The organism is Nocardioides sp. ChNu-153, from assembly GCF_030466625.1.
Taxonomy (GTDB): Bacteria; Actinomycetota; Actinomycetes; order Propionibacteriales; family Nocardioidaceae; genus Nocardioides.
On record NZ_JADEVT010000014.1, the window covers coordinates 43,299 to 65,661 of the forward strand.

At 69.1% G+C, this 22,363-nt stretch carries 23 protein-coding genes; 9 read left to right on the forward strand and 14 right to left on the reverse strand.

Annotation, left to right across the window (positions count from 1 at the left end; translation table 11 throughout):
- Window positions 1-51: 51 nt before the first annotated feature.
- Window positions 52-1,326 carry a DUF3500 domain-containing protein gene (locus tag INN71_RS15200; protein WP_301801039.1) on the reverse strand — a complete coding sequence of 425 codons (1,275 nt, stop codon included), beginning with the start codon at window positions 1,324-1,326 and terminating at the stop codon, window positions 52-54.
- Between the two features lie 256 nt (window positions 1,327-1,582).
- Here INN71_RS15200 and INN71_RS15205 point away from each other — a divergent pair, with 256 nt between their 5' ends.
- Entirely contained in the window at window positions 1,583-1,891 is a 309-nt protein-coding gene (locus tag INN71_RS15205; protein ID WP_301801040.1) for a hypothetical protein, read from the forward strand.
- A gap of 149 nt (window positions 1,892-2,040) precedes the next feature.
- Here the strand turns inward: INN71_RS15205 and INN71_RS15210 are convergent, their stop codons facing one another.
- Together INN71_RS15210 and INN71_RS15215 are read right to left on the reverse strand one after the other, a co-directional pair.
- Window positions 2,041-2,382 carry a TfoX/Sxy family protein gene (locus tag INN71_RS15210; protein WP_277499631.1) on the reverse strand — a complete coding sequence of 114 codons (342 nt, stop codon included), beginning with the start codon at window positions 2,380-2,382 and terminating at the stop codon, window positions 2,041-2,043.
- Window positions 2,383-2,387: 5 nt separating this feature from the next.
- Complete coding sequence (locus INN71_RS15215) at window positions 2,388-3,014, reverse strand: maleylpyruvate isomerase family mycothiol-dependent enzyme (RefSeq protein ID WP_277499630.1); 627 nt, start codon at window positions 3,012-3,014, stop codon at window positions 2,388-2,390.
- A 142-nt stretch (window positions 3,015-3,156) separates the two neighbouring features.
- On the opposite strand from INN71_RS15215, the gene INN71_RS15220 reads away from it, so the two are divergent.
- Entirely contained in the window at window positions 3,157-3,771 is a 615-nt protein-coding gene (locus tag INN71_RS15220) for a hypothetical protein (RefSeq protein ID WP_277499629.1), read from the forward strand.
- 21 nt (window positions 3,772-3,792) lie between these two features.
- Here INN71_RS15220 and INN71_RS15225 read toward each other — a convergent pair whose 3' ends face one another.
- From INN71_RS15225 to INN71_RS15240, 4 genes are all read right to left on the reverse strand, one after another.
- A complete protein-coding gene (locus INN71_RS15225; RefSeq protein WP_277499628.1) occupies window positions 3,793-3,963 on the reverse strand; it encodes a hypothetical protein in 171 nt (56 codons plus the stop codon).
- Between the two features lie 184 nt (window positions 3,964-4,147).
- Window positions 4,148-5,131, reverse strand: a complete 984-nt coding sequence (locus tag INN71_RS15230; protein WP_277499626.1) for a hypothetical protein — start codon at window positions 5,129-5,131, stop codon at window positions 4,148-4,150.
- Between the two features lie 9 nt (window positions 5,132-5,140).
- Window positions 5,141-7,153 carry an ABC transporter ATP-binding protein gene (locus tag INN71_RS15235; RefSeq protein ID WP_277499625.1) on the reverse strand — a complete coding sequence of 671 codons (2,013 nt, stop codon included), beginning with the start codon at window positions 7,151-7,153 and terminating at the stop codon, window positions 5,141-5,143.
- On the reverse strand, window positions 7,150-8,883 hold the full coding sequence (locus tag INN71_RS15240) for an ABC transporter ATP-binding protein (RefSeq protein WP_277499624.1): 1,734 nt from the start codon (window positions 8,881-8,883) through the stop codon (window positions 7,150-7,152). Before INN71_RS15240 ends, INN71_RS15235 begins: the two co-directional genes overlap by 4 nt.
- A gap of 226 nt (window positions 8,884-9,109) precedes the next feature.
- Between INN71_RS15240 and INN71_RS15245 the strand changes: the two genes are divergently transcribed.
- Entirely contained in the window at window positions 9,110-9,340 is a 231-nt protein-coding gene (locus INN71_RS15245) for a hypothetical protein (protein ID WP_277499622.1), read from the forward strand.
- Between the two features lie 50 nt (window positions 9,341-9,390).
- Here the strand turns inward: INN71_RS15245 and INN71_RS15250 are convergent, their stop codons facing one another.
- Both INN71_RS15250 and INN71_RS15255 read right to left on the reverse strand, forming a co-directional pair.
- Entirely contained in the window at window positions 9,391-9,810 is a 420-nt protein-coding gene (locus INN71_RS15250; RefSeq protein ID WP_277499620.1) for a hypothetical protein, read from the reverse strand.
- A gap of 59 nt (window positions 9,811-9,869) precedes the next feature.
- On the reverse strand, window positions 9,870-10,520 hold the full coding sequence (locus INN71_RS15255; RefSeq protein WP_277499619.1) for a hypothetical protein: 651 nt from the start codon (window positions 10,518-10,520) through the stop codon (window positions 9,870-9,872).
- A 101-nt stretch (window positions 10,521-10,621) separates the two neighbouring features.
- On the opposite strand from INN71_RS15255, the gene INN71_RS15260 reads away from it, so the two are divergent.
- Entirely contained in the window at window positions 10,622-11,143 is a 522-nt protein-coding gene (locus tag INN71_RS15260) for a cation transporter (RefSeq protein WP_277499618.1), read from the forward strand.
- A gap of 10 nt (window positions 11,144-11,153) precedes the next feature.
- Here the strand turns inward: INN71_RS15260 and INN71_RS15265 are convergent, their stop codons facing one another.
- Entirely contained in the window at window positions 11,154-11,660 is a 507-nt protein-coding gene (locus INN71_RS15265; protein WP_277499617.1) for an O-acetyl-ADP-ribose deacetylase, read from the reverse strand.
- Window positions 11,661-11,948: 288 nt separating this feature from the next.
- On the opposite strand from INN71_RS15265, the gene INN71_RS15270 reads away from it, so the two are divergent.
- A complete protein-coding gene (locus INN71_RS15270; protein WP_277499616.1) occupies window positions 11,949-13,451 on the forward strand; it encodes an N-6 DNA methylase in 1,503 nt (500 codons plus the stop codon).
- A 130-nt stretch (window positions 13,452-13,581) separates the two neighbouring features.
- Here the strand turns inward: INN71_RS15270 and INN71_RS15275 are convergent, their stop codons facing one another.
- Complete coding sequence (locus INN71_RS15275) at window positions 13,582-14,574, reverse strand: hypothetical protein (RefSeq protein ID WP_277499615.1); 993 nt, start codon at window positions 14,572-14,574, stop codon at window positions 13,582-13,584.
- Between the two features lie 2 nt (window positions 14,575-14,576).
- Entirely contained in the window at window positions 14,577-15,641 is a 1,065-nt protein-coding gene (locus INN71_RS15280) for a DUF262 domain-containing protein (RefSeq protein ID WP_277499614.1), read from the reverse strand.
- A gap of 743 nt (window positions 15,642-16,384) precedes the next feature.
- Between INN71_RS15280 and INN71_RS15285 the strand changes: the two genes are divergently transcribed.
- A complete protein-coding gene (locus INN71_RS15285) occupies window positions 16,385-17,146 on the forward strand; it encodes a DUF4145 domain-containing protein (RefSeq protein ID WP_277499613.1) in 762 nt (253 codons plus the stop codon).
- Between the two features lie 455 nt (window positions 17,147-17,601).
- Here INN71_RS15285 and INN71_RS15290 read toward each other — a convergent pair whose 3' ends face one another.
- Entirely contained in the window at window positions 17,602-19,620 is a 2,019-nt protein-coding gene (locus INN71_RS15290; protein ID WP_277499612.1) for a TIGR03960 family B12-binding radical SAM protein, read from the reverse strand.
- Window positions 19,621-19,735: 115 nt separating this feature from the next.
- Window positions 19,736-20,236, reverse strand: coding sequence for a MarR family winged helix-turn-helix transcriptional regulator (locus INN71_RS15295; protein WP_277499611.1), 501 nt, complete (start codon window positions 20,234-20,236; stop codon window positions 19,736-19,738).
- Window positions 20,237-20,350: 114 nt separating this feature from the next.
- Between INN71_RS15295 and INN71_RS15300 the strand changes: the two genes are divergently transcribed.
- The 3 genes from INN71_RS15300 to INN71_RS15310 all read left to right on the forward strand — a co-directional run bounded on the left by INN71_RS15300 (window position 20,351) and on the right by INN71_RS15310 (window position 22,361).
- Entirely contained in the window at window positions 20,351-21,298 is a 948-nt protein-coding gene (locus tag INN71_RS15300) for an NADP-dependent oxidoreductase (RefSeq protein WP_277499610.1), read from the forward strand.
- Window positions 21,299-21,345: 47 nt separating this feature from the next.
- Window positions 21,346-21,894: a hypothetical protein gene (locus INN71_RS15305; RefSeq protein ID WP_277499608.1), complete on the forward strand. Its 549-nt coding sequence runs from the start codon at window positions 21,346-21,348 to the stop codon at window positions 21,892-21,894.
- Window positions 21,895-22,052: 158 nt separating this feature from the next.
- Window positions 22,053-22,361, forward strand: coding sequence for a hypothetical protein (locus INN71_RS15310; RefSeq protein ID WP_277499606.1), 309 nt, complete (start codon window positions 22,053-22,055; stop codon window positions 22,359-22,361).
- Window positions 22,362-22,363 lie beyond the last annotated feature (2 nt).

The following is a 22,363-nucleotide window of genomic DNA, read 5'->3' on the forward strand; positions in this document are numbered from 1 at the left end:
GCTCAGCGGACCTCCGCACAAGGCCGGCGACCGGCGGCTCGCCGCCGCGCCTCAGCCGTCCTGCGCGTCGGCGGGCGGCGTACCACCGCCGGGGGGCGTGCCGCCCATGCCGCCGCCCATGCCCGTCGACTCCTGCTGGGTGGCGCTGCCGGCGTAGTCGTTGGTCGGGTCGCGGTAGATCGTGTGCACGTGGCCCCAGCCCGACGTGGTGACCCCGTCGACGTCGGCGCCGGCGGAGCCCTGCTGGGCGGCGAACTCGACGTACGCCTTCGGCCCGGAGATCTGGAAGTAGATGCCGTCGCCCTGCGTCATGTCGTAGACGGTGGCGCCCGACCAGTTCACGTAGGTCTCGTCGAGGGTCGCCTCGATCTCGGCGAGCGCGGTGGCGGTGGTCTCCTCGTCGGCGAGGCCCACCCAGTTGGCGATCACGTCGAGCAGAAGCTGCTTCTGCTCGTCGGTGAGGTCCGCGCCGGACAGGCCGGTGCCGGTCGGGTAGCTGCAGGTGCTGCCGGGCGCGCACACCATCGCCGCGACGGACTCGCCCTGGTAGAGCGCAGCCTTCTGCTCGTCGGTGAGGCTGTCGTAGAACGCGAAGGCGGTCTCGTAGATGGTGCCGAACGGCTGCACCTCCTCGCCGTCCTCGTTCGTCCAGACGGCGGGCTGCACCCCGAGGTGCGTGGGCGCGAAGGTGATGGCGTCGGTGCTGCCGTCGAGCGTGGCGTTGATGCCGAGGTGGTGGCCGCCGAACTGCACCTCGAAGGCCGTGGTGTCGGACGGGTCGCCGAAGAAGGCGATGTAGTACTGCCCCAGCGACTCCTCCGTGCTGCTGCTGTTGTCGAGGAGGTACTGGTCGCCCGCCATGATCCCGGTGACCGTGGCGTACCCCTCGTCGCTCAGCAGCGCCTCGAGCACCTCCATCGCGGCGACCTGCTGCTCCTCGGTGAGGTCGGCCAGGTCGAGGCCCGCACGCTCCACGAAGGTGACCGGGAAGTTCGACCACGACGTCGTCTTCGTCTCGTCGTCGTAGTCGTAGAGCACCTGCTCCCGCTGCTCGTCGGACAGCGTCGCGAGGAACGCCTCGGCCGCCGCGGCGGTGTCGGTGATCGTCGCGGCGGTGGTCGTGGCGTCGGTGGTCGACGTCGTACCGGCGGCGGCAGCGGCCGACGACACCGCCGACGACGACGCACCGGACGAGGACGACGTGGTCTCGGCGGCGCACCCCGTGAGGGTGAGGCCGAGGGTCAGCGTGGTGGCCGCGATCCAGCGGGCGGTACGGCGGGCGCGCGGGGCGGCGGTCGCGCCGCCGGGTCGGGTGTTCACGTTCATGGCAGGGACGCTAGGAACGGATCCTGTCCGGTTCCTGTGCGTCGTCTTTGCGTGCCCCACGAGCCCGTGGGCGGTCGCACGCGCCGCTGTAATGCGGTGTCCGGGCTACTGAACACGCCGCAGACCGCCGCACCAGACACCCCAGCGCCGCAGGAGACATCTGCACCGCACCAGAAGAACGGCCCCCGAGGTACGTCGCGGGCCCGCCGTCGCCGAAGCCCGAGCGTTCCGGGCATCGCGGCGCTAGCCTGCGGCGATGCGGGTCGTCAGCGTCGTCCACGTCATGGCCGAGTACTTCGCCTCGCCTCTCTGGGACCGCACGCCGGGCGGGCCGTACGGCGACATCGAGCTCGAAGAGCTGGCGATCAGTCCCGACCTGGCCGACGCACTGTCGGCGTGGAACGACCGCTACGGGGTCGAGCCGGAGTCGCCGTTCGAGGTCGACCGGGTGGCGGAGGCGTGGCGCTGGTGGAACGACGGTCTCCACCTCTCTCGCCGTCTGCAGGGCGAGCTGGGCTCCGAGGTCGAGGTCGTCTACTTCGAGGAGGAGCCCCCGCGCCCCTGACGCCCTCGCGCTGGGTGCGACGCCCGGCCCGCCGCTGTAACGCGGTGTCCGGGCTACTGCACACGTGGCGGACCGCCGCACCCGACACCCCAGCGCCGCAGGAGACACCACCACCGCACCAGAGCGCTCCTCGAGCAGTACGCCGCGCGTCAGCCGCCCTCGCCTCGACGCCCCTCGCGTTCCAGGGCGGCGTCGAGCCAGGACCGCAGGCCGTCGCCGGCCACCGCCGCGTCGTCGACGGCTATCCACCCTTCGCCCATCGACCGCCCGGCGCCCATCTCGGCCCGGCGAGCGCCCGCCGCCCGCACCAGCTCGGCGTCGCGGGCGGGCGACACCCGCACCAGCAGCGCTCCCCCGCCGGTCGAGACGCAGACGGCCATGGCGCCGTCGACCATGAACGCGAGGCCGCCGAACATCTTCACCTCGCGGACCTCCGACTCCCCGGCCAGGGCGCCCCGGACGCGGGCGGCGAACTGCTCGTCGTACGCCACCGGGGTCAGGCCAGACGCTCGCGCAGCGTCGCGACGCCGTCGCCGGCGAGGTGCTCGAGCGCGGCGGCGCGACCGGTGATCGCGAGCAGCAGCGCCTCCGCGCGGCCGCGCACGACCGGGCCGCTGCCGTGGGCCCAGTCGACGTCGTCGGCCTCGAACCGCAGTCCGTCCAGCGCCCCGCGGGGCACGAAGCTGCGGTCGCGCGACGAGGCGAGGAAGTTCAGAGTCGCGGTCAGTCGTTCCGCCGGTACGTCGCGCGCCAGCCCGAGCGGCCACCGGACGTCGAGGCCGTGCACGAGGAGGTCGGTCAGGGGCGCCTCGGGGCCGTGGCCGGGAGGGGTGAACCGGGAGTCGGCCTTCGCCCGCAGCACCCCGGCGAGCTCGGCCAGCGGGCGGCGCGCCTGCTCGTGGGCCAGCCGCACGTTCGCCCGGTGGAAGCTGCCGCGCGCGACGATCATCGCCCGCGCGAACCCGCCGAGCCCCACCTCGAGCGGCACGACCAGGTGGGCGGCGACGTCGTGCACGGTCCACCGGTCGCAGAGACTCGGCGTCGCGGCTTGCGCGGGGGTGAGCCCCGTCAGCAGCGCGGCCAGGGCTCGGCGCTCGTCGGCGATCGCGGCGAAGGTGTCCACGCGGTCATCGTCGCGCGCCGGCCCGGCCGCGTCCGCGTGTCGCGGCGACGTGCGCCGTACCTCTCCGCTTGACGGACGCCGGCGCCGGACGGGACCGTTGCCCTCGGCGGCCGAGCGGCAGCCGGGGCGACAGGGGTACGTGATGGTGCGCAGGACGTGGACGGCAGCAGCCCTGGTCGCGACCGCGATGGGGCTCGGTGCGGCGCCCGCCGCCAGCGGCGCGGCGACGGCCCCCACGATCGTCGTCGACGACGCCCGCGGCGACGTCACCCTCGACCCCTACGCCAGCTCGGGTCCGTCGTTCACGCCGCGCATCGACCCGGCGGCGGTCGACCTCGAGCGGGTCACCGTCACCTCCAACCGGGACACGATCTTCGTGCGCGTCGACCTGAGGAAGTTCTACGGCGCGGCCAAGGTGGCGAACCGGCAGCAGGGCGCGCAGTCGGTGGTCGTCGACCTGTACGACGGCACGTCCGCCTTCCTCACCGGCACGGCCATCTGGGAGGTCGGGGCCCGTCCCCAGGTCACGGCGACCATCTCCGAGCGCGACGGCGTCTGCCGGAGCCCCGCCACCGTCAGCACGTCGACGGTCGACCACTGGATCCTGCTGCGCCTGCCCGCCGCCTGCGTGCGGTCCGGCGCCACCCTGCGCGGCGCCGAGGTGCAGTCGTCGCAGGTGCTCGAGCAGCGCAACGGCGCCGGCACGGTCACCTCGCGGCGCGTGTACGGCGACGCGGCCACCTCGCCGGGTATCTGAGCAGCCAGACGCGATCCACAGTCAGGAAGCCGACCCGCGCCGACCCGCCTCGGCGGCCTGCCGCTTCTTGCTGTAGACCGCCCGGATATTTGCGATCTTGCGGCGCTGTCCCTCGGTCAGAGGATCGCGCTGGGACGACGACCTCACCGGGACGCTCGCACCCGCTGCCGAGGACTTCTGGTCCTTGCTCATCTCGCCTCGCCTCTCCTGAGCGTTCTGCGCGACGCTCGTCGCGCCCGGTCCACCCACGACGGACCGTCCACGGTACTCCGCGACGACAGCCGCGTCGGCGGGTTCCCGGGGACGTCGAGCTCCTCGATGGCCTCGACCACGGCACGCTAGGGGAGGCCACCGACAGCGACCCCAGGCGCCGTGGTCACCAGTTTGCGGACGGCGCCCCGAAGAGCTGCGGCTGCCCGGCGACGACGGCCTGCACCGCGGGCCACAGGCCGTCGAAGCTGAACTCGTCGTACGCCGCGTCGCCCGATCCGCGGACGGACAGGTCGACGTCCGGCACCGCCGCCGGCGGGTCCGACACCAGCGCAGCACGCCCCGAGAGGATGGCCTCGGCTGCGGCCGACATACCGAGCAGGCGGCAGCTCGCGATGACCCGGTCGAGGGGGAAGCCGACATCGCCGTCGAGCTCGGCCACGGCGGCCCACAGGCTCCGGTCCATCGCCAGGTCGTCGAACGTGAGGACGTCCCGGAGGGCTCGGTCGCCCACCTCGAACGTCTCGGCCGGGAAGTGCTCGGCGAGCGCCTCGTCGTACACCCCGACGGCGTCCTTCGCGCGGCTGAAGACGACGGTGTCGAAGGACAGCTCGAAGAGCGGCGGCCCGTCCCACGGCTCGACGTCCCGCTCCGTCGGCTCGGCCTCGAACTCGGTCACACCGCGCTCGCGCAGGCCCTCCAGCACCCGGGCGCTCACGGTGAGCATGGAGTTGCGCTGCGTCGTCAGCCCCGCGCGCACCTCTCCGCGCCCGATGGGCTCGACGAGCCCCAGGTAGTCGGCCTCGATCACGCGCCGACGGCGGTCCAGTATCGCCGCCGGGTAGGTCATGAGGTCGTCGAGCACCCCGAGCTCCCCGAGCGCGTCGACGAATCGTCGCGAGACCACCTTGGTCCTCGATCCGCCGCCCCAGAGGAGGTCGCCGCGGCGCCGCCCACGGGAGCCCTCGACCTGGCGGAACCAGAACGGGAAGCCGAGCTCGTCGGCCTGGCCGTCCTCGATGAGCCGCGGGATCTCGCGCCCGTCGGGCAGGAGCCACGGCCCGAGCTTCGGCTGGCCCTCCCACTCCGGCGCGACCCACAGGTCCCTGATCGCCGACTTCCCGCGCAGCGAGAACCACTCACCGTCCACGTCTCCCCCTCACTCGATCGCGCTCGCCGCGAACTGCGACCGGTAGAGCGCGGCGTACGCGCCGTCGGCCTCCAGCAGCTCGCCGTGCGTCCCCTGCTCGACGATGCGCCCGGCCTCCATCACGAGGATGACGTCGGCGTCGCGGATGGTGGAGAGCCGGTGGGCGATGACGAACGACGTCCGGTCCTCGCGCAGCGCGCCCATCGCCTTCTGCAGCAGCAGCTCGGTGCGGGTGTCGACGGAGCTGGTGGCCTCGTCGAGGATCAGCAGCGCCGGGTCGGCGAGGAACGCGCGGGCGATGGTGAGCAGCTGCCGCTCGCCGGCCGACAGGTTCTCGCCGTTCTCGGTGACGACGGTGCCGTAGCCGTCGGGCAGCGAGCCCACGAACCGGTCGACGTACGTCGCGCGCGCGGCCTCGAGGATCTCGTCCTCGCCGGCGCCCGGGCGGCCGTAGGCGATGTTGTCGCGGATGGTGCCCTCGAAGAGCCAGGTGTCCTGCAGCACCATGCCGGTCTGCGCGCGCAGGTCGTGGCGCGACAGCTCGGTGACGTCGACCCCGTCGAGCGTGATGCGCCCGGCGTCGAGCTCGTAGAAGCGCAGCACGAGGTTGACCAGCGTCGTCTTGCCGGCGCCGGTCGGGCCGACGATCGCGACGGTCTGGCCGGGGCGCGCGACGAGCGAGAGGTCCTCGATGAGCGGCCGGTCGGCGCTGTAGGAGAACGAGACGTGCTCGAACGCGACCTCGCCGCGCCCCCGGGGTGCCTCGGCCGCGGCGGCGGCCCGGGCGGCCACGATGGTGGCGTCGACCTCCTCGTCGGCGTCGAGCAGCTCGAAGACCCGCTCGGCGGACGCGACGCCCGACTGCAGCAGGTTCGTCATCGACGCGACGGTGGTCAGCGGCTGGTTGAACTGCCGGGAGTACTGGATGAACGCCTGCACGTCCCCGATCGTGATCGCGCCGGCGGTCACGCGGAACGCGCCGACGACGGCCACCACGACGTACGACAGGTTGCCGATGAGCATCATCACGGGCATGAGGAGCCCGGAGACGAACTGGGCGCGGTAAGCCGCGTCGTAGAGCGCGTCGTTCTGCTCGGCGAAGACCTCCTCGGCGGCTCCCCGGCGACCCATGACGGTGACGAGCGCGTGCCCGGAGATGGACTCCTCGACGTGGGCGTTGAGCGAGCCGGTGCGGCGCCACTGGGTGACGAACTGCGGCTGGCTGCGCTTCATCACCGCGCCGGTCAGCACCAGCGAGACCGGCACCGCGATGAGCGCCACGACGGCGAGCAGCGGCGAGATCCACAGCATCATCGCGAGGATCCCGACGACGGTGAGCAGCGAGGTGAGCAGCTGGCTCATCGTCTGCTGCAGGGTCTGCCCGACGTTGTCGATGTCGTTGGTGACGCGGCTCAGCAGCTCGCCGCGCGGCGCCTTGTCGAAGGTCGCGAGCGGCATGGCGTGGATCTTGCGCTCGACGTCGGCGCGCAACTCGCGGATGGTCGACTGCACGACGTCGTTGAGCAACCACCCCTGCAGCCACGCGAGCGCGGCAGCTGCGACGTACACGGCGAGCACGACGAGCAGCGCCTGCCCGACGGCCCCGAAGTCGACCCCCCGACCGGGCACGAGGCCGTCCATCCCCGACACGAGGTCGGCGAGCTCGCCCTGGCCGCCGGCCCGCAGCACGGTCTCGGCCTGCTCCGCGGTCTGGCCGCCGGGCAGCTGGCGGCCGATGTAGCTGGCGAACACGAGGTCGGTGGCGCGTCCGAGCAGCCACGGCCCGAGCGACATGAGGGTGACGCTGCCGATGGCGAGCAGCACCACGAGGGTGGCCTTGGCACGCTGGGGGCGCATGCGGCGCAGCAGCCGGCGGGCCGACGGCACGAACGCCATGGCCTTCTCCCCCGCGCCCATGGCGCCGGCGGGCCCGGGCCCGCGCTGGGGTACGGCGATCCGCTCGGTCGCGCGCAGCCCGCCGCCGTGCTTCTCGTCGGTGCGCTGCTCCTGGTCGGTGCTCATGCCGCCTCCTCCGCGCTCAGCTGGGACGCGACGATCTCGGCGTACGTCGGGCAGTCGTCGACGAGCGTCTCGTGGGTGCCGGAGCCGACGAGGTGCCCGTCCTCGAGCACGAGGATGAGGTCGGCGTCACGGATGGTGGAGATGCGCTGGGCGACGACGAGCACGCACGCGTCGGTGGTCCACGGCTTCAGCGCCGCGCGGAGCCGGGCGTCGGTGGCGAGGTCGAGGGCGGAGAACGAGTCGTCGAAGAGGTAGACCTCGGGGCGGCGCACGAGGGCCCGCGCGATGGCGAGGCGCTGGCGCTGGCCGCCGGAGAAGTTGGTGCCGCCCTGGGCGACGACCGAGTCGAGCCCGTCGGGGAGCGCGGCGACGAAGTCGCGGGCCTGGGCGACCTCGAGGGCCTCCCACAGCTCGTCGTCGGTCGCGTCGGCCTTGCCGTGGCGCAGGTTGCTGGCGATGGTGCCGCTGAAGAGGAACGCGCGCTGGGGCACCAGCCCGATGCGCGACCACAACAGCTCGGGGTCGACCTGGCGCACGTCGACGCCACCGACGAGCACGCGGCCCTCGGTGGCGTCCATGAGCCGGGGCACGAGGTCGACGAGGGTCGACTTGCCGGAGCCGGTGGAGCCGATGACGGCGACGGTCTGGCCGGGGCCGGCGGAGAACGAGACGTCGGTGAGGACGGGCTTCTCGGCGCCGGGGTGGGTGAAGCCGGCGTGCTCGAAGCGCAGCGTCGCCGACTCGGGCAGGTGGGTGACGGGCTGCTCGGGCGGGTGGACGCTGGAGGAGGTGTCGAGCACCTCGCTGATGCGATCGGCGCAGACCGCGGCGCGCGGGATCTGCATGAGCATGAAGGTGCCCATCATCACCGACATGACGATCTGCATGAGGTAGGCGATGAACGCGGTCAGCTGGCCCACGCCCAGCTCGCCGGAGTCGACGCGGTGGCCGCCGAACCAGATGACGGCGACGCTCGCGACGTTGACGACGAGCATGACGAGCGGGAACAGGGTGGCCAGCCAGCGGCCGGCGCGGATGGAGACCTCGGTGAGCTGGGCGTTGGCGTCGTCGAACCGGTCGGTCTCCTCGCGCTCGCGCACGAAGCTGCGCACGACGCGGATGCCGGTGATCTGCTCGCGCAGCACGCGGTTGACGGTGTCGATGCGGCCCTGCTGGGCGCGGAAGCTCGGCACCATGCCGCGCACGACGATCGCGACGACCACGAAGAGGGTGGGCACGACGACGGCGAAGATCCATGACAACCCGACGTCGGTGTAGAGCGCCATCGCGATGCCGCCGAACATCATGATCGGCACCGACACCGCGATGCTGCACGTCATCAGGGTGAGCATCTGCACCTGCTGCACGTCGTTCGTCACCCGCGTGATGAGCGACGGCGCCCCGAACTGCCCGACCTCCCGCCCGGAGAACCCGGTGATGCGTCCGAACAGCTCCGCCCGCATGTCCCGCCCGACCGCCATCGCGGTGCGCGCCGAGAACCAGACGGCCGTCACCTGGCAGGCGATCTGCCCGAGGCAGATGAGCAGCATGAGCGCGCCGATGCGCAGCACGTGGCCCGTGTCCCCCTGGGTGACGCCCTCGTCGATGATCGAGGCGTTGAGGTTGGGCAGGAACAGCATCGCCCCCGTCGACCCCAGCTGCAGCAGCCCGATGACGAGCAGCTGGCGGCGGTAGGGACGCAGGTGGTCACGCAGCAGGCGGAACAGCAAGTGGGCCTCGGTTCGAGCGGTGGGGGTACGGCGGCAGTCGCGGTGGCGGCGCGTCTGCGGCGGGGTGCGAGGCCCGTCAGGCGGCGCGTCGCGCGCCGGTCGCCCACGATATCGGGGGTGGCCTCGCCGGGCTTCCGACTTTCGGCGGGGTTCGGGGGTCTCGGGTACGGCGTGCGGGTGCGGCGTTCGCGGCACGTGGGCGGGCGAGGGGCCTACGGTGGCGCGCGTGGGATACACGAGATGGCGGACGAGCCGGATCATCGCCTGGCCGGGGATGCTCCTGGTGCTCGCCCTGTTCCTGAGCCCGGCGCTGGACCACCTGTCGTTCCCGCTGCGGATCCTCATCGGTCTCGCGGCGCTCGGCGTCAGCGCCACCGTGCTCGAGCGGGTGATCTACCGCGTGTGGACCGCGGTCGACGAAGCCGCCGAGCGGCGCGCGGCCGCCCGACTCCCCTGAGGCGCCCGCGGGATCGCGGGTGAGCAGCACCCGGCGGTCTCCGTGAGGGGTCAGTCGGTGGCGAGGCCGAGCGCCTCGCACTCGTCGGCGACGTCGTCGAGGGCACCGGACAGCGCGTCGGTGTCATAGGTCTGCAGGGACCTCCCGATGACCTGCGCCGCCTCGGCGAGGTCGGCGTACTCGTCGTCGGCCGTCCCCGCTGCGCTGGCGAGCGGCGCCATCGCGGACAGCTCCCAGAAGGCGGGGTCGTCCATGGCGGAGTCCTCGGTCAGCGGCTCGTCGCGGTCGATGTCGACAAGTAGCCCGCAACCCGTCGAGGCGTTGCGCTCTCCTCGGTCGTCGCTGCCGCCACCCTCGATGAGCAGCCCGATCGCGATGCCCGCGCCGACGCCCACCAGCGCGGTGGCGAGCGCGAATAGGGGCCAGGCGAGGCTGCGGCGGGCACGGCTGTGGGGAGGCTGCTGGCTCACGGGGCCCACGCTCCCCCGGTACGACGGCACGAAACGCCCCGCCTCGTCCGACCGCCCGGCTACTGCCTGTACGTGCTGGCGCTGTCGAAGGCGTAACGCCTGGACTCCGAGACGGTGCGCGTTCCGACGACGACCTCACGGGTCAGCACCATGTTCACCCCCGCCGAGAGGTGGTCGTACCACAGCTCGTCGGGGAGGCACGCGTCCGGCAGCGTGAGGCCGACCAGGTCGTGCACGCGGGAGAACGTCACCTGCCCGGCGGTCGCGCAGCGCTCCCTGCTGCCGTCCGCGTGCCAGGTGACGGTGGCCTCGACGAAGAACGCCGTCCCGGCCTGGGTGGGGCGCACCGAGACCTCCACACCGCGGTACACGCCGTGCACGCGCTGCTCCGCCACGTTCAGGTCCCGCCTGTCGCCGGACCGCGCGTACTTCAGGAGGTAGACGAAGACGTCCTCCACCTTGATTTCCAGCAGGTGGTTGGCTCCCACCTGCTTCACCGTGACCCACTCGACGTCCACGCTGCTCATGGGCACGGCGGGCGTGAAGCTGGGGCCGTACGCGCCGACGTAGCTGACGCCGACGTCGCCCCGCTCGTCGTCGATGCGCTCGATCACGGCCGCGGCGCCCGCCGGCATGGCGGTGACTGCCGTGAGCGACAGCGCGGCCGCTGCAGCACCTGCCCCGACGATGGTCTTGCGGATCCAGCCCATGATCTCCCCCGTTTCGGCTCACGCCCTCGCGGCGCTGCACGCCCATAATGAGAACGCAGACACAGGCGACTCGTCTCGCTTGTCACCGGTCTGGCGGCGGCGTGAGCACTGCCCAGCGGTTCTGGCCCCCGTCTCGGCACGACGGGCGCAACCACCAAGCGCGGGAGCGGGTGGCGCTCCTAGTGATCGGCACGTCGTTCCTGCTGCTCGCCGCGTTCGCCTCGTTCGTCGCCGTGCGCGCAATGCTCGGCGGCCACGAGGCGGAGCACTCGAGCGTCGGCATCGCCATCGCGGCGCTGAGCCTGGCGATCATGCCGCTGCTGTCGTGGGCCCAGGGGCGGGCGGGGCGCGAGCTCGGGTCGCCCTCGGCGGTGGCGGACTCCCACCAGACGCTGCTGTGCACCTACCTCTCGGCGGTGCTGCTCGCCGGGCTGCTGCTCAACAGCCTGTGGGGCATCAGCTGGGCCGACCCCGTCGCCGCGATGGTCATCGCCGCAGTCGCGGTGCCGGAGGGCGTCGGGGCGCTGCGCGGGGACGCGTGCTGCGCGCCGACGGCGCCGCGGGACCTTGGCGCCGACGGGTCCGTCGAGGCGGAGGCGTGCGGCTGCTGCGCCTCCTGCTGAGGTACGGCGGTCAGCCGAGCGCCGCGGCGATCTCGTCGTAGGCGCGGCGGCCGTAGGCGACGAGCCGGGCCTCGCGGACCTGCGTCGGGGTGGTGCGCAGCGTCTCGACCGCGCAGGCGATGGCGTCCTCGCGCGGCCAGCCGTAGATGCCGGCGCTGACGAGCGGGAACGCCACCGTGCTCGCCCCGAGCTCGTCGGCCACCTCGAGCGCGCGGCGGTAGCAGGACTCCAGCAGCCCGCGGTCGCGCTCTCCGGCCGAGTAGTTCGGACCCACGACGTGAATCACCCACCGCGCGGGCATCACTCCGGCGGTCGTCCAGCCGGCGTCACCTGTGGCAAGCCCGTCGGGGAAGCGGCGCGCGCAGTCGGCCAGCACCTCCGGCCCACCCGCGGCGTGGATCGCGCCGTCAACGCCTCCCCCGCCCCGCATGCGCCGGTTCGCGGCGTTGACCACCGCGTCGACCCGCTGCTGCGTGATGTCGCCCTCGACGACCGTCACCTCGGCGAACCTGATCATCAGACCTCCCTCAGTACGACGACCCTCGCCGCGACAGTACGCCCGGGCGGACGACACTTCGGAACACCGGACGCTGCGGCGCAAACTTCGACGCACCGCCCGCGAATGACAGAGCAAATGACTGGACCCGGCGGATGCCCAACCCGGACACGTAGCCGCAAATCCACCGCATGTACCCCTGCCGACGGTCGTTGCGCGTCCCCGCGCGGGATCGGTCCTACTCGCTGCGCGCGTTGCCATCGGTGGTCAGCCTGCTTTGAGGGTCATCCTGTTCCGTAGGCTGCCCGCGTGAACGCAACAAACCTCGTCGAGCAGGCCGAACTCCGCCGCTCGACGACCTTGGCCAGACTGAATCCGGAAGATCGGGCGCGGCGGGGTCAGTACTTTACGCCGGCGAAGGCTGCTGAACTGCTCACTAACATGGTCACGCTCCCGTCTGACGGCACATTCCGAGTGCTCGACCCAGGAGCCGGAACTGGATCGCTGAGTGCTGCGCTTGTAGCTCGGCTCATCTCACAGGCTCCGGGAGTGCACCTTCACCTTGTGTGCTACGAACTAGACCCTGTGCTCCTCGGCCCACTTCAAGAGACTATCGCGGAATGCGAAACCGCTGCCACTACCGCTGAGATGTCACTGACATGGGAGATCATCAACGCGGACTACATCCAGTCTTCAGTTGGCATAACTCGGCACTCCCACCTGGGTGGCTTCGATCTGGTTCTCATGAACCCCCCCTACGGCGAGTTGGCCGGGATACACCCTGCTAGGCGCGAACTGGCAGGACACCTAGTCGACACACCAAATCTCTACGCGGCCTTCATGGCCCTGGGTGTGAATCAACTAAATGACGGCGGTCAGTTGGTTGCCATAACTCCCAGGTCTTTTGCCAATGGGCCCACATTCGCCCCATTTCGCAGATACCTGCTGAGCGTCGTTCACCTTACCCATATTCACGACTTCGCCTCCCGCTCGGCGGTCTTCTCCGACAGCAAAGTCCTTCAAGAAACAATTGTCATTGCCGCACAGAAGGGCCGTCACGCTGACCAAGTGATCCTGTCAACGAGTTTCGGGCATCTCGATGAGCCTCTCCGCCGGCTGGTCCGCGCCACGGACGTTGTCGATCCCAGTGATTCCGCCCAGTTCATACGGATCCCCACGGAAGATGCCGATGTCGCAAAAGTGCTCGCTTTGCCAGGCGATCTGGCCTCTTTGAACATTTCTGTCTCAACCGGAAAGATTGTAGACTTTCGCTTGCGCGAAAACCTGATGACCGAGGCCGACGAGACGTCCGTTCCGATGATCTATCCACTCCACTTTGACGCCGGCGTCATTCGATGGCCGGTTGCCCGGGCGAAGCCGCAGCACTACGCGCTGCGAACCGAGCGAGACGCCCGACGCTTGCTGCCCTCTGGCAATTATGTAGTTGTGAAGAGATTCTCCACGAAGGAAGAGAGGCGACGCGTAATCGCCGCAGTTTGGTCACCCGAGGTCTCGGACTCGGGCATAGCGTTCGACAACAAGACCAACGTTTTGCACATCCGCGGCGCAGGAATGGACCTGGAACTCGCCCGCGGCTTGTGCATCTGGCTAAACAGTACGCCGGTTGATAAGTTCTTTCGAACCTTCTCCGGCCACACTCAGGTGAACGCAACTGACATGCGGATCATGCGTTTTCCATCGGACCAGACGCTTCGCGTCTTAGGCGCGTCTTGGTCCCCCCCGCTCGTGCAGAACGAGGTCGACGAACTCGTCGACAGATGCGTCTTTGGCAGTGTCGGAGCTGTTAACTGACTCCAGGCGTCTCAGGGCTTGCCGGACACACCAGGATTGGCGACCCCGACCAAGCTGGCTCCGCGATGCTTGTGGTGGAAGCACATGCCCATGACCACGACCATGCGTCATATCTGCCACCGCGGCTCATCTAGGGATCGACGACAACGGCACCTCTAGCCTGCTCTCTCGACACTGATAGCGAATCGAGAACCTCTGAGTAGACCAGAACCTTCTGTTTAGGCCCTCCATTCTTCAACCTACTCTTCAATCTATCTGCGTAGTCGTTCGCTATGTAGTTCAACACAGACCTGTAAGGCGACCAGTCTATGCTGTGGGCGCCCGAACTCCTCGCCTTGCCAGATGACAATAGCTCCGAGAGAATCCTGGGCCGGTTCGCATTATGACTTTTGTCCACGATCTGTAGCAAGTGAGAAATCGACTCCGCGAGCCTGCGCACATCCCCTGGCAACAGCTCGGATTCCCACTCGGCTTTGAGTATCGAGATAATGGCATTGAGTTCGTCAATTTCGGGACTCGCAGCCGGTAAGGCTGGTGTCGCCGCGAGGGTCTCGACGCTTCCGATCACTACTTCGGCTTGCTCAAGGGTCGCCCGAATTTGATGCGCGATCCGTTCTCGGCGCCAGTCTCGTTGCTCAGTCTTATAGATCAGGTCATGGGTCGCCACGCCCCACGCGTGCTGCAGAAAGGTTTTTATCTGAATCTCAAAGAGCGCACCATCAGGGATGCTCGTCCGTTCGCCCTCGGTGCGGATGTATCGCACGTACAGTCGTACGTCATCGAACCGAAAACTATCCGGAGACTTGCTCGTGGATTCCGGCGAGGGGGGGCGCCTTTCGTGCAGTGCGTACTTGGACGTCACGACGTCTTCGGCAACTGAAACTTGAGTGACGTCGGGCACGACTAATGTAGCGGCGAAAACGTCCTCGATTTCATGAAGCGCAGAAATCCGTCCAGTCTCAACTTTGAGTGCAAAACTTTCCAGGTTCTTGACACGACTGACGTAGTGCCAGGATGGAAGTTTTCGCGTCTGCAGGTCGCGGTCAACCTCTTCACGGAGGCTCTTCGCGATCCGCTCTTGGCGGTTGAAGGACTCGCGCAGATTGGGGTCAATTTTCAACACAATTAACTCAACTGCATGGCTTCGCGCAGAGCGTTCAATCGGGCGACGCGCTGGGGCTCTTCGGTAGTAGCGCCAACAGAGGCGGCCTTGTACCGCGCTGCTAAGAGTTCGACGGCGCCTTTCTCGGCTTGCAAGGCCGACTCATCGTCCCCGGTCGTCAAGTCGTGTGCAGCTACTGCTTCCATGAATTCTCGGTAGCGGATGCTAAACGCAATAGCATCACCCGGCGCATCGCCGAGGCCATCGAGGTAGGCCCAAAGAGTATAGAAGTGCAAGAATGGCTGAGCAGCCTCAGATACCACGCCGGAACGTTTGTCGAGATCGTCCAACCAGTCACGGGTAGCAAAAAACTTGCCAGTAAATTCTTCCAGGTCGAAGGCCGAATCTTCGTCTTCGGCCTCATCATGCTCCGCAAAGAAGGCATCAAGGTCCTCCTGGTCAAACCCAGAAACCCGATTTCGAATCGTCACCATTGCAAGTTCAGCCAAATTCTGAACGTCCGCCATTCTCTTCTCCTTGGCGGTGGTATGGATTTTGAATCTCTTCCACACCGGCTGAAGAATCTCTTCCTCGAGAAAGTTGATGAGCCAACCGTCGAATCTCGCGTGCCTAAGTTCCTGTGGGGTCAGCTTCCGAGAGTTCTTATTGAGACGTTCGAAAACCTCGCGAACGAACGTGGGTGAGACGTCGTCAATTTCTTCCACCGTCACCCGGTAGTTCCATAGCCGCAAACGCGCCTCGTCATCGACCGCCAGATCGCGCCATCGTTTCCCATCGAATCGCGAATCGCCAAAATCGTTAGGCAAATATACTTTGTTCTGAATGAACTGGAGGACTGTGCTTAACCTCTGTTTCCCGTCCACTACGTGATACATCGCTTGACCCGTGGCAAGATCGATTGTCTTGTGCAAGAAAATTGGGGGAGATGGGTAATTCTTAAAGATTGTATCCATGAATGAGCGCCGATCTCTTGGAGTCCACACACTCCGGCGCTGATACGGCGGATCCAAGTCGAGTTGGTTTCTGCGGTTCTGTTCAAGCAGCCAACTCATGTCCTGCGTGGTCACTGTTCTATTGACCGTCTCGTATGGCTGCTCTGACACAATTCCTCATTCCTATGCGAACGTGACTGTAGTCGACCATGACGACTCGGATTCCGCAAGGCTATCAAGCCGCATCGGTGGCCCATGCTGCTCCTTGACGTCAAGCCCGTGCTGACAGAGACCCGCGCCACAACGACTCCCGGTTGGGTCCGAAGGTAGACCGGTAGGCAGTTGATTGGCCCGCACGGTTGTCGGCCCCTGGCGTTCTGGAACAATCGGACGAACGTGGCCTGCTATCACGATCACGTCACGCGGCGCCGAACGCTCCGCCAACTGGCGGGCAGAGTCGTTCGAATCCGTTTTACGCTCGAGTTCTAGGAGGGCAAACAACATTCTTAAATGTACCCGCTAGCGGCCGGAAACGGCGTCCCGTTCGAATGCGTGGCGTTCACGGTCGCATTGACTTGCTGTCGGACGCCAAGTGAACCGTCAATCTTGTCGCGGGACCGTGACGGCGCCCGCAGCAGGGGACCTGAACCTGATTCCGCACATGGAGACAGGGTCAGGCGTTGCGGAGAGTCGACCGACGAAGTCTTGGTTGACCGCGCTAGTTCGAGCAGCTGAGATCGTAGTCCTTCTCAATACTATTCAGTGACCTCACGCTTGGCGTTCCCAATGTCAGGCATCTATTCCCCACCGGTGGGCGTCTCCGTGTCTGGGCTAAGAACGTCCTCCCGTGGCGACGGTAACTTCCGTACGCTCGTCCCGTGGCAAAAGACATCAGAGAGTTCGACGGCTGGCTCGACGAGTACGACTGGCCGCGAGTGGCCTGCCCTACGTGCGTCTACGGCAGCCTCTCCTTCAATCCGGCCGAGATGACAAGGTCGACCGACACCCACAGCACCGAGCTTGTCGATCTGCACCTCAAGAACCTGGGCCCGCCCGAGGAACTCACAGGGACCTTCCACGGGCACTTGGACTGCGACAACACTGGGTGCGGGGAACGCGTCACCCTCGCCGGCGACTGGCAGCTGGTCTTCAACGAGGGTTTCGACCCAAGTCGCGGCCAGCTCGGCAACATCTACCGGGTTCGGTACGTCAACCCGCCGCTGCGGCTCATTAGGCTCCCCAAAGACACTCCTCCTAAGGTCGCTGATGGCGTGACGAGCGCCGCCAAAGTTATCTGGGTGAGTCCGAGTTCGGCCGCCAACCGTCTGCGTTACGCGGCAGAGGCATTGCTGGCTCATGAAGGCGTGCCGCCCACTAGCCCGAGCGGCGGATTGGTCCCCCTCGGGCGGCGCATCAGTGAGTACGCGAAGACGGAGCCCGAGCTGGCGAAAGCACTGAAAGCCGTTTCGTACATCGGCAATGAGGGCAGCCACGACGAACTGCTGACTATTACCCAGGTCCTTGAGGGAGCGACCATACTCGCACACGTGATCGCGGCACTCTATGACAAGTCAGAGGCTGCTATGGCCGCCAGAATCAAGGCCATCAACGACGCCATGGGGGTACTCAACCTGCCGTGAAGCCTCCCGATGTCGCACGAGTTGCGACAGGATGGCCTATCGGGCCGCCTTTCCAAACGGAACCTGAACCAACGCCGACCCCGCACGGGGACGAATCTCGCCAAGGGCTTCATTCGCTATGAATCCGCGGCGGCGCTATCCATGCCGGCGACCGTTACGTCTACGGACGACGCAAACCACCCTCAATACAGCGGTCGAATGTAGATACTACTGAAAGTCCAGTATCCACCCAGGTGGGTCACTCGGCCGCTGGTACCGCGCTCTAAGCGGAAGCGCTTAACTCATTACAGGGCAACGACACCTAGCAATCCGCAGCGGTAGGCAACCCACGCTAGCCCTCTCCTTTCCTCCCTCTGCATGACGGCGTCACGCTGATGGGCGGCGCTGGGCCGCTCTCACCTGCTTTCAACAAGTCGGGCTTACCGGAGGGGAGGGCGTCGTACTGGCGTGCCCCCTCACACCACCGACAACGGCAACAACTTCCGACCGGTCGGGCCCACCTGGATCTCGGTGCCCATCTCGGGGCAGACGCCGCAGTCGTAGCAGGGTGTCCAGCGGCAGTCCTCGACCTCGACGTCGCTGGAGCCGTCGGCCACGGCGAGCGCGTCCTCCCAGTCGGCCCACAGCCAGTCCTTGTCGAGGCCGGAGTCGAGGTGGTCCCACGGCAGGACCTCGTCGTACTCACGCTCGCGGGTGGTGAACCAGTCGAGGTCGACGCCCGTGCCGGCCAGCGCCTTCTCGGCGGAGGTGATCCAGCGGTCGTAGGAGAAGTGCTCGCTCCAGCCGTCGAAGCGGCCGCCGTCGCGCCAGACCTCCTCGATGATCGCGCCGACGCGGCGGTCTCCGCGCGAGAGCAGTCCCTCGATCGTGCCGGGCTTGCCGTCGTGGTAGCGGAAGCCGATGGCGCGGCCGAACTTCTTGTCCTCGCGCACGACCTCGCGCAGCTTGCGCAGCCGCTCGTCGGTGGTCTCGTGGTCGAGCTGTGCGGCCCACTGGAACGGGGTGTGCGGCTTCGGCACGAACCCCCCGATGGAGACGGTGCAGCGCACGTCGTTGCGCCCCGACACCTCACGGCCCTTCGCGATCACGCGCTTGGCGAGCTCGGCGATCTGCAGCACGTCCTCGTCGGTCTCCGTGGGGAGGCCGCACATGAAGTAGAGCTTCACCTGGCGCCAGCCGTGGGAGTAGGCGGCGGCGACCGTGCGGATGAGGTCCTCCTCGGTCACCATCTTGTTGATGACCTTCCGCATCCGCTCGCTGCCGCCCTCCGGCGCGAACGTCAGGCCGGAGCGCCGGCCGTTGCGGGAGAACTCGTTGGCCAGGCTGATGTTGAACGCGTCCACCCGCGTGCTCGGCAGCGACAGCGAGACGTTCGAGCCGTCGTACCGGTCCGCGAGGCCCTTCGCGACCTCGCCGATCTCCGTGTGGTCGGCGCTCGAGAGCGACAGCAGACCGACCTCCTCGAAGCCCGACTTGCGGATGCCGTTCTCGACCATGTTGCCGATCGTCTCGATCGAGCGCTCCCGCACGGGCCGCGTGATCATGCCGGCCTGGCAGAAGCGGCAGCCGCGCGTGCAGCCGCGGAAGATCTCGACGCTGAACCGCTCGTGCACCGTCTCCGCGAGCGGCACCAGCGGCTTCGCCGGGTACGGCCACGCATCGAGGTCCATCAGCGTGTGCTTGCGGACGCGGTGGGGCACGCCGGGCAGGTTCGGCTCGTACGCCGTGATGGTGCCGTCCGCGCCGTACGTGACGTCGTAGAACCGCGGCACGTAGACGCCGCCCGAGACCGCCAGGCGGCGCAGCACCTCGTCGCGCGGGCCGAGGCCCAGCTGCGGGTTGCCCGGGCAGCCCTGCGTCTTCCACTCCTGCACGACCTCGGAGATCGCGAGCACGACCTCCTCTCCGTCGCCCAGCACCGCGGCATCGATGAAGTCCGCGATCGGCTCCGGGTTGAAGGCCGCGTGGCCGCCGGCGAGCACGATCGGGTCGCCCATGGCGCGGTCGCGGGTGTGCAGCGGGATGCCGGCCAGGTCGAGCGCGGTCAGCATGTTCGTGTAGCCCAGCTCGGTCGAGAAGCTGAGGCCGAACAGGTCGAAGGCCCGCACCGGACGGTGGGCATCGACGGTGAACTGCGGGATCGGGCCCTGCTCGTCACCGGCCCGCAGCACGGCCTCCATGTCGGGCCACACGGCGTACGTGCGCTCCGCGACGATCCAGTCCCGCTCGTTCAGCACCTCGTAGAGGATCTGGACGCCCTGGTTGGGCAGGCCCACCTCGTAGGCGTCGGGGTACATCAGCGCCCAGCGCACCGTCGGGCCGGTGCCGGCCTGCTCGCCGCAGTCCCAGTCCTTGACGGTCGAGTTCAGCTCGCCGCCGACGTACTGGATCGGCTTCGAGACGCCCGGCAGCTTCGGCTCCAGGCGGGGGAACACGGACTCGGGCCCGGTGGTGGTGGGCGCGAAGGACGGCACGAGGACACCTCGGTGGTCGGGGACGGCGGTGCAGCCTGGTTCCAGGCCAGCGTCAAGAGTACGGCGCGAGCCCCGGCCCTGCCGAGTCTGCGGCCCTCGCGGGCCGACCGTCCGCTCAGCGCCGACGGCGCCGCGCGCCCGCCGAGCGCGGGGGCGCGGCGCGCATGTGCTCGCGCACCGGGCTCAACAGCTCCCCGAGCGCCCGCGTGCCCGCCTCCGACAGCGGCGCGAACAGCTGATGGCGCACCACCTCCACGTGCCCGGGCAGCACGCGCTCGATGAGCGCCCGGCCCGCGGCGGTGACCATGACCGTCACGCTCCGCTCGTCGTCCGGCGACGGGGCGCGCTCCACGAGGCCGGCCTTCTCCAGCAGCCCGGCCTGGTAGGTCAGGCCGCTGCGGCTGTAGACCACCCCGTCGGCCAGGTCGGTCATCCGCTCGCTACCGCTCGGCGAGTCCAGCGCCAGCCGGGCGAGCAGCTGGAACTGCACGTAGCTGAGGTCGCCCTCCTCCCGCAGCTGCTGCTCGACCGCATGGCGCAGCAGGCCCGCGACCTCCATCAGCGAGAAGTAGGCGCCGAGCTCGACGGGGGCGAGGGGCGGGGGCGTGTCGGGCATGACGCCACCCTACCGACTAATTCATCTTCGAAACACTTGCTTCGACTTCGAACCAGCGCTACCGTCCTCCTCGTGCTTCGAACTCGAAGCACTCCGTCGAAGAGAGGTACCGCCATGAAGGCCATCCGTTTCCACCAGTACGGCGACGCCGACGTACTGCAGCTCGAGGACGTCGCCGACCCCACCCCCGCCGCCGGCGAGGTGCGCGTGCGCGTCGCGGGCACGTCGTTCAACAGCGTCGACGGCAACATCCGCGCGGGGTTCATGCAGGGCCCGATGCCCCTGACGCTGCCGCACGTGCCCGGCCTCGACGTCGCCGGCACGGTCGACGCGCTCGGCGAGGGCGTCACGGGGCTCGCGGTCGGCGACCGGGTCGTCGGCTTCCTGCCGTTCGTCGTCGACGGCGCCTCCGCGGAGCTCGTCGTCGCCCCCGCCGACGGCCTCGCCCCCGCCCCGACCACGATCCCGCTCGCCGACGCGGCCGCCCTGCCCGTCGTCGGCCTCACCGCCTGGCAGGCCCTCTTCGAGCACGCCGACCTCCAGGCCGGGCAGCGCATCCTGGTGAACGGCGCGAGCGGCGCCGTGGGCGGGTACGCCGTGCAGCTCGCCGCCGCGGCCGGCGCCCACGTCGTCGCCACCGGCAGCGGGCGCAGCCGCGAGCAGCTCCTCGCCCGCGGCGCGACGGAGGTCGTCGACCACACCGCCACCGACGTGACCGCGGCGGTCACCGAGCCGGTCGACGTCGTGCTCAACCTGGCGCCCGTGGACCCCGAGCAGCTCACGGCCCTCGCCGGGCTGGCGCGCGACAACGGCGTCGTCGTCAACACCACCGTGTGGATGCCGGCTCCCAGCGACGAGGCGCGCGGCGTACGGGGCATCGACCTCTACGTGCGCAGCGACGCCGCCCAGCTCGGCGAGCTCGTCGCCCGCGTCGACCGCGGCGAGCTCGTCGTCGACGTCGCCGAGCGGGTGGCGCTGGCAGCCCTGCCGTCGGTGCACGCCCGCGCGGCCGCCGGGGCGCTCAGCGGCAAGGTCGTCGTCGTGGCGGCCGAGGAGGGATGAGCGGGCGGGCCGGTACGGTCGGCGCACCCCACGCGGAGGAGGCCACCATGACGACCGCGCTCGTGCTCGACGACGTGCCGCTCACCGACGTCGTCGACGACCTGGTGCACCACCTCGTGGCCGCCGGGGAGGACGTCGCCCTCGTGCCCACGGCCGCGGTCGTCGACCCCGGCCGGCCGTGGGGCGGGCCGTGGGCGGAGATGGTGCGCTCCCCCGGCCTGCCGCCCGACCGCGCCGACGCGGCCGACGCCGTCGTCATCGCCACCGTCGTCGCGCTCGTGGCCGCCGGGACGCTGCGGGCGGTCGACGGCACGGTCGCCGGGACCGCCGCGCCCGAGCAGGCCCTCGACGTGCTGCGGTCGGCGCGTGAGCCCGGCGTTGACGTGCTCCTCCTCGTCGAGCCCGCGCCCGACGAGACCGACGCGTCGTGGGCGGCGCTCGCCGCCCGCTTCCCCGCCGCCCACTGGCTCGACGCGAACACCGGCGACGTCACGGCCCCCGGGGCGACGCCGCCGCGGCCCGCGCCCACGGCCGACGAGGCGGTCGGGGCGTTCGACGCCTCGAGCGTCGAGCCGTGGGCGTGGCTGCCGGACTGAGGCTCCGGGCGGCGGAACTTGTCAGGTGCGTGACAAGTCCCGGCACCGGTACGGACCACGACCGTGCCGGTTCACCGAACCCCGGTACGGCGGGTGCGCGCCGCCGTACGCTCGCTGCGCGGGCGAGCGCCCGGCGAGGAAGGGACGCGAGCAGACCGATGACCGGCACGACCGTGGAGCGGCCCGCCCCCCGCCGCACGCCCCCGCGCACCGCGAGCCGCGAGGACTGGCTGGCGTGGGGCTCGCTCACCGCGACGCTGACCGCCGTCGTCGCGTCGTTCCTCGAGCAGCCGTGGGTGCCGGCGCTGCTGATGGTGGCGGGCTTCGTGCTCGCCCTCGAGGCCAAGGGCGCCACCGGTCCCGCGCGCGTCGGGCGGATCGCGGCGCTGACGCTGCTCGCGCTGCTGCTCGTGCTGTTCGCGGCGTTCACCGCGCTGTGGGTGTCGCTCGAGAGCGGCGGGGCCTGAGC

Bases quoted from the DNA above. Each gene is read 5' to 3' on its own strand.
- INN71_RS15200 (WP_301801039.1), bottom strand. From the start codon at position 1,326: ATGAACGTGAACACCCGACCCGGCGGCGCGACCGCCGCCCCGCGCGCC.
- INN71_RS15205 (WP_301801040.1), top strand. From the start codon at position 1,583: ATGCGGGTCGTCAGCGTCGTCCACGTCATGGCCGAGTACTTCGCCTCG.
- INN71_RS15220 (WP_277499629.1), top strand. From the start codon at position 3,157: ATGGTGCGCAGGACGTGGACGGCAGCAGCCCTGGTCGCGACCGCGATG.
- INN71_RS15225 (WP_277499628.1), bottom strand. From the start codon at position 3,963: ATGAGCAAGGACCAGAAGTCCTCGGCAGCGGGTGCGAGCGTCCCGGTG.
- INN71_RS15235 (WP_277499625.1), bottom strand. From the start codon at position 7,153: ATGAGCACCGACCAGGAGCAGCGCACCGACGAGAAGCACGGCGGCGGG.
- INN71_RS15255 (WP_277499619.1), bottom strand. From the start codon at position 10,520: ATGGGCTGGATCCGCAAGACCATCGTCGGGGCAGGTGCTGCAGCGGCC.
- INN71_RS15265 (WP_277499617.1), bottom strand. From the start codon at position 11,660: ATGATCAGGTTCGCCGAGGTGACGGTCGTCGAGGGCGACATCACGCAG.
- INN71_RS15295 (WP_277499611.1), bottom strand. From the start codon at position 20,236: ATGCCCGACACGCCCCCGCCCCTCGCCCCCGTCGAGCTCGGCGCCTAC.
- INN71_RS15300 (WP_277499610.1), top strand. From the start codon at position 20,351: ATGAAGGCCATCCGTTTCCACCAGTACGGCGACGCCGACGTACTGCAG.
- INN71_RS15305 (WP_277499608.1), top strand. From the start codon at position 21,346: ATGACGACCGCGCTCGTGCTCGACGACGTGCCGCTCACCGACGTCGTC.
- INN71_RS15310 (WP_277499606.1), top strand. From the start codon at position 22,053: ATGACCGGCACGACCGTGGAGCGGCCCGCCCCCCGCCGCACGCCCCCG.